At 35.0% G+C, this 11,120-nt stretch carries 22 protein-coding genes; all 22 read left to right on the top strand.

The window, feature by feature from the left end; translation table 11 throughout:
• Positions 1 to 542: 542 nt before the first annotated feature.
• The 22 genes from rpsJ (at position 543) to secY (ending at position 11,094) form a co-directional block, all read left to right on the top strand.
• The gene (rpsJ, locus tag JMO20_RS12880) at positions 543 to 854 is read left to right on the top strand and encodes a 30S ribosomal protein S10 (protein ID WP_202710086.1); all 312 of its coding nucleotides are present in this window, start codon (positions 543 to 545) and stop codon (positions 852 to 854) included.
• Between the two features lie 98 nt (positions 855 to 952).
• A complete protein-coding gene (rplC, locus tag JMO20_RS12875; RefSeq protein ID WP_202710085.1) occupies positions 953 to 1,579 on the top strand; it encodes a 50S ribosomal protein L3 in 627 nt (208 codons plus the stop codon).
• Between the two features lie 29 nt (positions 1,580 to 1,608).
• Positions 1,609 to 2,232 carry a 50S ribosomal protein L4 gene (rplD, locus tag JMO20_RS12870; protein WP_202710084.1) on the top strand — a complete coding sequence of 208 codons (624 nt, stop codon included), beginning with the start codon at positions 1,609 to 1,611 and terminating at the stop codon, positions 2,230 to 2,232.
• Positions 2,232 to 2,525: a 50S ribosomal protein L23 gene (gene rplW / locus JMO20_RS12865; protein WP_202710083.1), complete on the top strand. Its 294-nt coding sequence runs from the start codon at positions 2,232 to 2,234 to the stop codon at positions 2,523 to 2,525. Before rplD ends, rplW begins: the two co-directional genes overlap by 1 nt.
• Before the next feature lie 33 nt (positions 2,526 to 2,558).
• Positions 2,559 to 3,389 carry a 50S ribosomal protein L2 gene (rplB, locus tag JMO20_RS12860; protein WP_202710082.1) on the top strand — a complete coding sequence of 277 codons (831 nt, stop codon included), beginning with the start codon at positions 2,559 to 2,561 and terminating at the stop codon, positions 3,387 to 3,389.
• Between the two features lie 64 nt (positions 3,390 to 3,453).
• Positions 3,454 to 3,738, top strand: a complete 285-nt coding sequence (gene rpsS, locus JMO20_RS12855) for a 30S ribosomal protein S19 (protein ID WP_202710081.1) — start codon at positions 3,454 to 3,456, stop codon at positions 3,736 to 3,738.
• A 31-nt stretch (positions 3,739 to 3,769) separates the two neighbouring features.
• Positions 3,770 to 4,105 carry a 50S ribosomal protein L22 gene (gene rplV / locus JMO20_RS12850; RefSeq protein ID WP_202710080.1) on the top strand — a complete coding sequence of 112 codons (336 nt, stop codon included), beginning with the start codon at positions 3,770 to 3,772 and terminating at the stop codon, positions 4,103 to 4,105.
• 17 nt (positions 4,106 to 4,122) lie between these two features.
• Entirely contained in the window at positions 4,123 to 4,791 is a 669-nt protein-coding gene (gene rpsC, locus JMO20_RS12845) for a 30S ribosomal protein S3 (protein WP_202710079.1), read from the top strand.
• Positions 4,792 to 4,821: 30 nt separating this feature from the next.
• Entirely contained in the window at positions 4,822 to 5,265 is a 444-nt protein-coding gene (gene rplP / locus JMO20_RS12840; RefSeq protein WP_202710078.1) for a 50S ribosomal protein L16, read from the top strand.
• The gene (rpmC, locus tag JMO20_RS12835; RefSeq protein ID WP_202710077.1) at positions 5,255 to 5,458 is read left to right on the top strand and encodes a 50S ribosomal protein L29; all 204 of its coding nucleotides are present in this window, start codon (positions 5,255 to 5,257) and stop codon (positions 5,456 to 5,458) included. The genes rplP and rpmC overlap by 11 nt, the downstream gene beginning before the upstream one ends.
• A 27-nt stretch (positions 5,459 to 5,485) precedes the next feature.
• Positions 5,486 to 5,740: a 30S ribosomal protein S17 gene (gene rpsQ / locus JMO20_RS12830; RefSeq protein WP_202710076.1), complete on the top strand. Its 255-nt coding sequence runs from the start codon at positions 5,486 to 5,488 to the stop codon at positions 5,738 to 5,740.
• A 30-nt stretch (positions 5,741 to 5,770) separates the two neighbouring features.
• Entirely contained in the window at positions 5,771 to 6,139 is a 369-nt protein-coding gene (gene rplN, locus JMO20_RS12825; RefSeq protein WP_202710075.1) for a 50S ribosomal protein L14, read from the top strand.
• A gap of 14 nt (positions 6,140 to 6,153) precedes the next feature.
• Positions 6,154 to 6,465 (top strand): 50S ribosomal protein L24, encoded by a 312-nt coding sequence (gene rplX, locus JMO20_RS12820; RefSeq protein WP_202710074.1) that lies wholly within the window; start codon positions 6,154 to 6,156, stop codon positions 6,463 to 6,465.
• 28 nt (positions 6,466 to 6,493) lie between these two features.
• Positions 6,494 to 7,036: a 50S ribosomal protein L5 gene (rplE, locus tag JMO20_RS12815; protein WP_202710073.1), complete on the top strand. Its 543-nt coding sequence runs from the start codon at positions 6,494 to 6,496 to the stop codon at positions 7,034 to 7,036.
• A 20-nt stretch (positions 7,037 to 7,056) separates the two neighbouring features.
• Complete coding sequence (locus JMO20_RS12810; RefSeq protein WP_202710072.1) at positions 7,057 to 7,242, top strand: type Z 30S ribosomal protein S14; 186 nt, start codon at positions 7,057 to 7,059, stop codon at positions 7,240 to 7,242.
• 32 nt (positions 7,243 to 7,274) lie between these two features.
• Complete coding sequence (gene rpsH, locus JMO20_RS12805) at positions 7,275 to 7,673, top strand: 30S ribosomal protein S8 (protein WP_202710071.1); 399 nt, start codon at positions 7,275 to 7,277, stop codon at positions 7,671 to 7,673.
• Between the two features lie 35 nt (positions 7,674 to 7,708).
• Positions 7,709 to 8,248, top strand: a complete 540-nt coding sequence (gene rplF, locus JMO20_RS12800; protein ID WP_202710070.1) for a 50S ribosomal protein L6 — start codon at positions 7,709 to 7,711, stop codon at positions 8,246 to 8,248.
• Positions 8,249 to 8,265: 17 nt separating this feature from the next.
• The gene (gene rplR / locus JMO20_RS12795; protein WP_202710069.1) at positions 8,266 to 8,628 is read left to right on the top strand and encodes a 50S ribosomal protein L18; all 363 of its coding nucleotides are present in this window, start codon (positions 8,266 to 8,268) and stop codon (positions 8,626 to 8,628) included.
• Between the two features lie 16 nt (positions 8,629 to 8,644).
• Positions 8,645 to 9,151 carry a 30S ribosomal protein S5 gene (rpsE, locus tag JMO20_RS12790; protein WP_202710068.1) on the top strand — a complete coding sequence of 169 codons (507 nt, stop codon included), beginning with the start codon at positions 8,645 to 8,647 and terminating at the stop codon, positions 9,149 to 9,151.
• Between the two features lie 12 nt (positions 9,152 to 9,163).
• Positions 9,164 to 9,340, top strand: a complete 177-nt coding sequence (rpmD, locus tag JMO20_RS12785; RefSeq protein WP_202710067.1) for a 50S ribosomal protein L30 — start codon at positions 9,164 to 9,166, stop codon at positions 9,338 to 9,340.
• 28 nt (positions 9,341 to 9,368) lie between these two features.
• Complete coding sequence (gene rplO, locus JMO20_RS12780) at positions 9,369 to 9,818, top strand: 50S ribosomal protein L15 (RefSeq protein WP_202710066.1); 450 nt, start codon at positions 9,369 to 9,371, stop codon at positions 9,816 to 9,818.
• 1 nt (position 9,819) lies between these two features.
• The gene (gene secY, locus JMO20_RS12775; protein ID WP_202710065.1) at positions 9,820 to 11,094 is read left to right on the top strand and encodes a preprotein translocase subunit SecY; all 1,275 of its coding nucleotides are present in this window, start codon (positions 9,820 to 9,822) and stop codon (positions 11,092 to 11,094) included.
• Positions 11,095 to 11,120 lie beyond the last annotated feature (26 nt).

Raw genomic sequence — 11,120 nt, 5'->3', positions numbered from 1 at the left:
CTATTCGTGAAGGTGGAAGAACAGTAGGAGCTGGAGTTGTTACTAAGATAGTTGAGTAATTAGTAATACCTAGGAATTAAAGATATAAATAAAAACAATATAAAAGAAGGGGGTTCCCCTTCTTTTATATTGATATAAAATCTTATAGTAAAGCATACTAATAATTCTGTTAATTAAGAGAAGATTTAAGTTAAAAACCAAGCATATTTCTTTAGAATAATGACATTATAATAATATTATCTAGGAAATTGAAAAAGTTAAGAAAAAGTAAAAAAAAAGTTTAAAAAAGTTGGCTAAAGGGCTTGAGTTTCTTTTGATTATAATATAGAATAGTATAGTGTGTTAAAGACATGCGATGAAGCAAAAGGTTGCTTTCTTTGAAAGGGAATTTTTGCTGAGAATGTCCGATAAGATTCGGGCGGCTGGTATTGTGTGTACATTTAGGGTGTGATTTTTTAAAAAACACAAAACACCCGGTTGAGTGTATGGGCAGTTCCATGTCGTATGTAAGGTAAAACATGCGATAAAAGGAGGGAAATGTAATGGCAAACAAAGAAAAAATAAGAATTAGACTTAAAGCTTATGATCATGAAATCTTAGACAATTCTGCACAAAAGATAGTTGAAACAGCTAAAAGGACTGGAGCTGAAGTGTCAGGACCGATTCCATTACCAACAGAAAAACAAATCATAACTATACTAAGAGCAGTTCATAAGTACAAAGACTCAAGAGAGCAGTTTGAACAAAGAACACACAAAAGACTTATTGATATTCTAAAGCCTACGCCTAAGACAGTAGATTCTCTAATGAGACTTAACTTACCTGCTGGTGTAGATATAGAAATCAAACTTTAATTAGGAATTAAGTAGAGAATATAAATATACAATACACTCTGCTTAGAATGATTGCACAATAGTGTAATCCGCTGTAAGATAATAGGAGGTGTAGTAGCATGAAGGCTATATTAGGAAAGAAAATGGGAATGACTCAGATCTTCACTGAAGATGGAACTGTAATACCAGTAACTGTTGTTGAAGCAGGTCCGGTTTCAGTTTTGCAAACAAAGACTGAGGAACATGATGGATACGACGCTATTCAAATTGGATTCCAAGACATTAAGGAAAACAGAATAAACAAGCCTAAAAAAGGTCACTTTGATAAAGTTGGAGCTTCATATAAGAAGTATTTAAAAGAATTTAGAGTTGAAAATGCTGGAGAATATGAAGTAGGACAGGAATTAAAGTCAGATGTTTTTGAAGCTGGAGACAAGGTTGATGTAACAGGTACCTCAAAAGGTAAAGGATTCCAAGGTGCTATTAAGAGACATAATCAAAGTAGAGGACCTATGGCTCACGGTTCACATTACCATAGATCACCTGGTTCAATGGGAGCTGCATCAGACCCATCAAAAGTATTTAAAGGTAAAAAATTACCTGGTCACATGGGACATGAAAAAGTAACAGTAGCGAACCTAGAAGTAGTTAAGGTAGATGTAGAAAAAAACTTACTATTAATCAAAGGTGCTGTTCCAGGACCTAAAGGTGGAATACTTACTATTAAGCAGAGCACAAGATCGTAGCTCAAGCTTAGAAGAAAGGAGGACATGAAATGCCAAAAGTAGCTTTATATAACGTATCAGGCCAACAAATTGGTGATATGGATTTAAAAGAGAGTATATTCGGTATAGAAGTTAATGAACACGTTTTATATGAAGTTGTTAAGAATCAACTTGCAAACAAGAGACAAGGTACTCAGTCAGCAAAGACCAGATCAGAAGTAAGAGGTGGCGGAAGAAAGCCTTGGAGACAAAAAGGAACTGGTAGAGCGAGACATGGTAGTATTAGGTCTCCAATTTGGACTGGTGGTGGAATTACATTTGCACCGAAGCCAAGAGATTATAGCTACAAGCTTCCTAAGAAAGTAAGAAGATTAGGAATGAAGTCAGCTTTAAGTGCTAAGGTTAAAGACAATAGTGTTATAGTATTAGATGAGTTAATGCTAGAACAACCAAAAACAAAAGATATTGCAAATATCTTAAAAAATATCAAATCAGGTAAAAAAGCTCTTATAGTTATGAGTGAAAAGGATGAGAATGTAGTGAAGTCAGCAAATAACATTCCTGGAGTTCAAACAACACTAGTGAATACGTTAAATGTATATGACATATTAAATCATGATTCATTTATCATAACTAAAGATGCTGTTAAAAAAGTGGAGGAGGTGTATGCATAATGCGTAATCCACACGATATAATTATAAAACCAATTATAACTGAGCAAAGTATGGATGATATGGCTGAAGGTAAATACACCTTTGTTGTTGACAAGAGGTCAAATAAAACTGAAATCAAAAATGCATTAGAGCAAATCTTTGGTGTTAAGGTTGATAAAGTTAATACAATGAACATGAAAGGCAAAATGAAGAGAATGGGTGTTCATTTAGGAAAGAGACCGGATTGGAAAAAAGCAATTGTTAAATTAGCTGAAGATAGCAAAGGTATAGAATTCTTCGAAGGTATGCAATAGAGAATAAAAAAGCGGTAAAAGGAGGGAATTGTAATGGGTATTAAAAGTTTTAAGCCAACCTCACCAGCTCGTAGACATATGACTGTATCTACGTTCGAGGAAATTACTAAGAAAGAACCGGAAAAATCACTTTTAGTAACTCTTAATAAGAAAGCTGGAAGAAATGCCCATGGCAAGATAACAGTTCGCCATAGAGGTGGAGGAACTAAGAGAAAATATAGAATTATAGATTTTAAGAGAACTAAAGATGGAATCCCTGGAAAGGTTGCTGCTATAGAGTATGATCCAAATAGATCAGCAAATATAGCACTAATAAATTACGTTGATGGAGAAAAAAGATATATTTTATCTCCTAATAAAATCAAGGTAGGGGATATGATTGAATCAGGACCACAAGCGGATATAAAAATTGGTAATGCTTTACCACTTAAGAATATACCAGTAGGTACAATGATTCATAATATCGAACTAAAGCCTGGTAAAGGTGGACAGTTAGTAAGATCAGCTGGAAACTCTGCTCAGCTTACAGCTAAGGAAGGTAAGTATGCATTAGTTAGACTTCCTTCAGGTGAAGAAAGATTAATATCAATAGAATGTAGAGCAACTATAGGTCAAGTAGGAAATCTTGATCATGAGAATATAACTGTCGGTAAAGCTGGTAAGAAGAGACATATGGGTATTAGACCTACAGTTAGAGGTAGTGTTATGAACCCTAACGACCATCCACACGGTGGTGGTGAAGGTAGAGCACCTATCGGAAGACCAAGTCCTATGTCACCATGGGGTAAGAAAACACTTGGTAAGAAAACTAGAAAGAAAAATAAGAAGTCTAATAGATTTATCGTTAAGAAGAGAAAGAAGTAAGGCCATAGTTTTTAAATTTATGGCTTGCTGAATTTCTTAACTTCGAACTGAGAGGAGGATTCTAATGGGCAGATCATTGAAAAAGGGACCTTTTTGTGATGAGCATTTGCTTAAAAAGATCGAGGAAATGAATGAAAAAAATGAGAAAAAAGTTGTTAAAACATGGTCACGTCGTTCAACTATTTTTCCTCAAATGATTGGTCATACAATAGCAGTTTATGATGGGAGAAAGCATGTACCGGTTTATGTAACTGAAGATATGGTTGGTCATAAGTTAGGTGAGTTTGCTCCTACTAGAACTTTTAGAGGACACGGTGATCATACAGAAAGATCAACTGCATTAAAATAGATTTAATATGCTATGAAGGAGGGAACTTGCGGTGGAAGCTAAAGCAATTGCAAAATATGTTAGGATTGCGCCTAGAAAGGTTAAATTAGTAGCTGACATGGTTAGAGGTAAGCATGTTGATGAAGCTATAGCGTTACTAAAGTATACACCTAAAAAAGGTGCAAAAGAGTTAGAAAAAGTTGTTAAGTCAGCTGTAGCTAACGCAGAAAACAACCATGATTTAGATAGAGAAAGCCTATATATATCACAAGTTTACGCTAATGAAGGTCCTAGATTAAAGAGATTTAGACCTAGGGCACAAGGAAGAGCGTTTACAATACTAAAAAGAACTAGTCATATAGGTGTAGTTGTTAAAGAAAGAGAATAGGAAAAGGAGGGATATGAATGGGCCAAAAGGTTAACCCACATGGTCTAAGAGTTGGTGTTATTAAGGACTGGGATTCGAAATGGTATGCGGATAAAAAGAATTTTGCAGACTATCTAATTGAAGATAATAAGATTCGTGAATATATAAAAGAAAAAATGTATACTGCTGGTATAGATAGAATAGAAATTGAAAGATCAGCAAATAGAGTGAAGCTTAACGTTCATACAGCTAAGCCAGGTATGGTTATCGGTAAAGGTGGATCTGGTGTTGAGCAACTTAGATTAGAGTTAGAAAAAATGACTGGAAAGAAAATCATAGTAAATGTTGAAGAAGTTAAGGTTCCAGAACTAAGTGCTCAATTAGTTGCAGAAAATATAGCAAACTCCCTAGAAAGAAGAATTTCTTTTAGAAGAGCTATGAAGCAAGCAATCCAAAGAACTATGAGATCAGGTGCCAAAGGTATTAAAACTGCTGTAGCAGGAAGACTTGGTGGAGCAGATATGGCTAGAACTGAAGGATATAGTGAAGGAAATATACCTCTACACACATTAAGAGCTGATATAGATTATGGATTTACTGAAGCTAACACAACATACGGTAAGTTAGGTGTAAAGGTTTGGATATATAAAGGAGAAGTTCTTCCTACTAAGAAGGTTGAACAAGATAATAAGAGAAAAGATAAATAGTAAGAGTAGTGTAGGAAGGAGGACAAGGAAATGTTAATGCCGAAAAGAGTAAAACATCGTAAGGTTCAAAGAGGAAGAATGAAAGGTAAAGCCAATCGCGGAAACAAGATATCATACGGTGAATTCGGATTACAAGCATTAGAGCCAGCTTGGATTAAATCCAATCAAATAGAGGCTGCTAGAAGGGCTATGACAAGACACGTAAAAAGAGGCGGTAAAATCTGGATCAAAGTATTCCCAGATAAGCCAGTAACTAGACAACCGGCTGAAACTCGTATGGGTAAAGGTAAGGGTTCTCCTGAGTACTGGGTAGCAGTAGTTAAACCAGGAAGAATTTTATTTGAAATGGCTGGTATTCCAGAAGACATTGCAAGAGAAGCTATGAGATTAGCTGCTCATAAACTGCCAATAAAATGTAAATTCGTCTCTCGCCAAGACGCGATAGAAGAGGGTGGTGAAGGTAATGAAAGCTAATGAATTACGAGAAATGACAGGTCAAGAATTAAACACAAAATTAATGGACTTAAAATCAGAATTATTTAATTTAAGATTCCAATTAGCTACCGGACAATTAGATAACCCTATGAGGATTAAAGCAGTCAGAAAGGACATTGCTAGGGTTAAAACTATTATGAGAGAAAGAGAATTAAAGGAAATGCAAGCTTAATAGTTCCAGAAAGGAGGACTAAGCCATATGGAAAGAGGCAACAGAAAAGTTAGAACAGGTAAGGTTGTAAGCGATAAGATGGATAAGACTATCGTGGTTGCAGTTGAAACTTTCGTTTCACATCCTTTATATAGTAAATCAATGAAGAGAACAACTAAGTTTAAAGCCCATGACGAAGAGAATCAATGTAGAGTGGGAGATAAGGTTAAGATAATGGAAACTAGACCTTTAAGTAAAGATAAAAGATGGAGACTTGTTGATATAGTAGAAAAAGCTAAATAATCCTTGCGGTTAGTGAAGGGAGGTTATATAATGATTCAAGTTGAATCAAGACTAAAGGTTGCTGATAACTCAGGTGCAAAAGAATTACTATGTATCAAAGTTCTTGGAGGAACTAATAGAAGATATGCAAGCGTTGGTGATATAATAGTAGCTTCTGTTAAAAATGCAACGCCTGGTGGTGTTGTAAAAAAAGGTCAGGTTGTAAAGGCTGTTGTAGTAAGAACTAGCAAAGAAATTAGAAGAAATGATGGCAGTTACATTAGCTTTGATGAAAATGCTGCTGTAGTTATAAATGATGATAAACAACCAGTTGGAACACGTATTTTCGGACCTGTAACAAGAGAGTTAAGAGCAGGAAACTTCATGAAAATAGTTTCATTAGCACCTGAAGTATTATAGAAGGAGGTGTAACTATGCACGTAAAGAAAGGTGATACAGTACTAGTTATTGCTGGTAAGGATAAAGGAAAAAAAGGTAAGGTTTTAACAGCTATACCGAAGTCTAGCAGAGTTATCGTTGAAGGCGTTAATATGCTGACTAAGCATCAGAAGCCAAGTCAAAAGGTACAACAAGGTGGAATCATACACCAAGAGGGACCAATTGATGCATCGAACGTAATGGTTTATTGTAATAAAGATAAAGCAGCTGTTAGAATTGGATATAAATTCTTAGAAAACGGTGAAAAAGTTAGAATTTGTAAAAAATGTGGTGAGGTTCTAGACTAGAAACTTACTGGTGAAAGGAGGTACAACTATGACTTCACGCTTAACAGAAAAGTACAAAAACGAAGTTGTTCCAGCATTAATGGAAAAATTCAAATATGATAATATTATGCAAGTGCCTAAGCTTGAAAAAATAGTTATAAACATGGGTGTTGGAGAGGCTAAAGATAACCCAAAAACTTTAGAAACAGCAGTAGAGGAATTAGCTATTGTTACTGGTCAGAAGCCAATAGTTACTAAAGCTAAAAAATCGGTTTCGAACTTTAAAATAAGAGAAGGTATGCCAGTAGGATGCAAAGTTACATTAAGGGGAGAGAAAATGTTCCACTTCCTAGATAAATTAGTGAATATTGCTTTACCAAGGGTTAGAGACTTCAGAGGGATTTCTCCTAAGTCTTTCGATGGAAGAGGAAATTATGCATTAGGAGTAAAAGAGCAATTAATTTTCCCTGAAATTGAATATGATAAAATTGACAAAGTGAGAGGTTTAGACATCATTGTTGTTACAACTGCTGAGACTGACGAAGAGGCGAAAGAATTCTTAGCACTAATGGGAATGCCCTTTAGAAAGTAAAAGAAGGAGGGAAAATTGTAGTGGCTAAAAAATCAATGAAGGTAAAACAACAAAGAAAAGCGAAATTTAGTACTCAAGAGTACAATAGATGCAGAATATGCGGAAGACCACATGGATATTTAAGAAAATTTGGCGTTTGCCGTATATGTTTTAGAGAACTTGCCTACAAAGGACAGATTCCTGGAGTAAGAAAGGCAAGCTGGTAGAGAGTTTACAAAATGAAAGGAGGCAGACTCTTATGGTTATGACTGACCCAATCGCAGATATGCTAACAAGAATAAGAAACAGTAACAATGCGAAGCATGATACTGTGGATATCCCAGCTTCAAATGTAAAAAAAGCTCTTGCTGAAATATTATTACAAGAAGGTTTTATTAAAGGCTATGATGTAATAGATGACGGTAAACAAGGCATTATTAGAGTTCAAATTAAGTATGGTAATAATAACGAAAAGGTTATTACAGGACTTAAGAGAATATCTAAGCCAGGACTAAGAGTTTATGCTAAGAAAGATGAAATACCAAGAGTGCTTGGTGGACTTGGTGTTGCAGTACTTTCAACATCAAAAGGTATAATTACTGATAAAGTGGCTAGAAAAGACGGAGTCGGCGGAGAAGTTCTTTGCTACGTTTGGTAATAAACTTTAATTTATAGGGAACAGGAGGTGCAACCATGTCAAGAATAGGTGTTATGCCAATATCTATCCCGACTGGAGTAGAAGTAAAGCTTGATGACAACAACTATATGATAGTAAAAGGACCTAAAGGATCATTAGAACAACAGTTAAACAGGGATATGAAAATTACAATACAAGATAATGAAATAACTGTTGAGCGTCCTACAGATAATAAAAAACATAAATCACTACATGGTTTAAATAGAACCCTTATAGCTAACATGATCGAAGGTGTTACAAAAGGTTATGAAAAAGTATTAGAAATAGTAGGTGTAGGATATCGTGCGCAAAAGCAAGGTAAGAAGTTGAACCTAAGCTTAGGTTTCTCACACCCTGTTGAAATGGAAGATCCAGAAGGAATAGAAGTTGAGGTTCCATCTAATACTAAAATAATAGTAAAAGGGATCGACAAGCAAAAGGTTGGAAACTATGCAGCAGTTATAAGAGACTTAAGAAAACCTGAACCATACAAAGGTAAAGGTATTAAATATGAAAATGAGAGAATCAGACGTAAAGAAGGTAAGACAGGTAAGTAGGAAAGGAGTGAATAAGGGTGCTTAATAAAGTAAGTAAAAATGAAAAAAGAAAGAAAAGACACTTAAGATTAAGAAATAAAGTACAAGGAACTCCTGAGAGACCAAGACTAAATGTATTCAGAAGCTCAAATCATATATATGCACAAGTAATTGATGACTTAGCTGGAGATACTTTAGTTGCTGCTTCTACTTTAGATGAAGAAATCAAATCAGATAGTACTGGAAATAAAGAAGCAGCTAAGAAAGTAGGAAAGCTAGTTGCTGAAAGAGCTGTTAAAAAGGGTATAGATGAAGTCGTGTTCGATAGAGGCGGTTATATATATCACGGTAGAATTAAAGAGTTAGCTGAAGGTGCCAGAGAAGGCGGACTTAAATTTTAACGAAGGAGGGGAATAAATGCAACGTGGACATATAGATGCAAGCGTTTTAGATATAAAAGAAAAAGTAGTTAATATAAACCGTGTTACCAAAGTTGTTAAGGGTGGTAGAAACTTCAGATTCAGCGCTTTAGTTGTAGTTGGAGACGAGAATGGGCATGTTGGTGTAGGAATGGCCAAGGCTCAAGAGGTTCCAGAAGCTATAAGAAAAGCTATTGAAGATGCTAAAAAGCATTTAGTAAAAGTTCCACTACTAGGGACTACTATTCCTCATGAAACAATTGGAGAATATGGTGCAGGTAGAGTTATGTTAAAGCCAGCCGTAGAAGGTACTGGAGTTATTGCCGGTGGACCTGTACGTGCCGTTATTGAGTTAGCTGGTATTAGAGACCTAAGAGGTAAATCATTAGGTTCTAATAACCCAAGAAACATGGTAAATGCTACAATAACAGCATTAGCACAGCTTAAAACTGCAGAAGATGTAGCTAAGCTAAGAGGCAAAACTGTAGAAGAAATATTAGGTTAGGGGGTTATGACCTTGGCTAAAATTACAATAAAATTAACAAGAAGTAAAATTGGAAAGACTCAAAAACAAAGACAAACAATTGAAGCTTTAGGACTAAGAAAAATTGGTCAAATTGTTGAAAAAGAAGATACTCCTCAAATTAGAGGTATGATAGACAAAGTAAGTCATATGGTTGAAGTTACAGAATAGATCAATATATGGAAGAGGAGGTGTCAATATGAAACTTCATGAGATAAGACCAAACAAAGGCGGAGAAAGCAGAAACCAAAAACGTAAAAGATTAGGAAGAGGTACTGCTACAGGACAAGGTAAAACTGCCGGCAGAGGTCAAGATGGTCAAAAGTCACGTTCAGGCGGAAAAGTAAGACCTGGATTTGAAGGAGGTCAGATGCCTTTATACAGAAGACTTCCTAAGAGAGGTTTTAAAAACAGATTCGCTAAAGAATTTACTACAATAAATGTTGAAGATTTAAATAGATTTGAAGATAATACAGAAGTTACTCCAGAGTTATTAATGGAAACAGGAGTAATAAGTAAATTAAATGATGGTGTGAAAATACTAGGTGATGGCGAGTTAAATAAAAAACTTACCGTAAAAGCCAACAAATTCAGCAAATCAGCTGCTGAGAAAATAGAGGCTTCAGGGGGAAAGGTAGAGGTGATCTAAAGTGTTATCAACTCTAAGAAATGCTTGGAAGATTCCAGATTTAAGGAAAAGAATTTTATTTACGCTATTAATGCTATTTATTTTCAGGTTAGGATCTAGCATACCTGTGCCGGGAATAGATACAGGATATATCGCAGACATGTTTGAAAGTCAGGAAGGCGGAGTATTAGACTTTCTTAACTTAATGGCTGGTGGAGCATTTAAGCAATTTACTATTTTTGCTCTTAACATTTACCCATATATTACTGCTTCGATTATATTACAATTGCTTACAATAGCAATACCAAGACTTGAAGCATTAGCTAAAGAGGGAGATGAAGGAAGAAAGAAAATTGCTCAGTATACTAGATATGCAACAGTTGTTTTAGCATTAGTTCAAGCAACAGCATACAGTATTGGATTTTTTAGAAATGCTTTAATCGAAACTGATATTCTTTCGGTAATAGTTGTTGTAGTAACACTTACAGCAGGTACAGCGTTCTTAATGTGGTTAGGGGAGCAAATCACAGATAAAGGTATTGGGAATGGTATTTCATTAATAATTTTCGTTGGTATTGTATCAAGAATACCTGGCGGAATATTTAAAGTAACAAACTTATTTGTAGAAGGTTTTGTAAACATTTTTGAGATAATAGCCTTCTTAATAGTTGCAGTTATAATAATTGCAGGTGTTATAGCAATACAACAGGGTCAAAGAAAAATACCTGTTCAGTATGCAAAAAGGGTTGTAGGTAGAAAAATGTATGGAGGACAAAGCACACATATACCTCTTAAGGTATTAATGGCAGGAGTTATTCCTGTAATCTTCGCTACTTCAATATTAGCTTTTCCTCAAACATTAACGCTATTCTTTAAGGGAGGATTCGGTGACTTTGTTCAGAAATACTTCACTATGAATAGTACAATAGGAACATGGATATATTCGGTTCTAAATGTTATTTTAATTATTTTCTTTACTTACTTCTATACAGCGTTACAATTTAATCCTATAGAGTATGCAAAGAATTTAAAACAACATGGTGGTTTTATTCCAGGAATAAGACCAGGAAGACCTACATCAGAGTTCTTAAACAGAGTAACTTCAAGAATTACAATAGTGGGAGCTATAGCTCTTGCATTTATTTCTACTTTACCTGTTTTATTGAACACAGTTACTAATCTTAATATTAGATTTGGTGGAACAGCATTACTGATTGTTGTTGGTGTAGCATTAGAAACTATGAAGCAAATAGAATCACAAATGTTAATGAGACATTATAAAGGATTTTTAAAATAGATAAAAGAGAAAGATAACTACTCCTT

It is taken from the genome of Sporosalibacterium faouarense (assembly GCF_016765695.1).
Classification (GTDB): domain Bacteria; phylum Bacillota; class Clostridia; order Tissierellales; family VENL01; genus Sporosalibacterium; species Sporosalibacterium faouarense.
The sequence above is the reverse complement of the archived record's forward strand: the minus strand, read 5'-3'. Positions and strand labels throughout refer to the sequence as shown.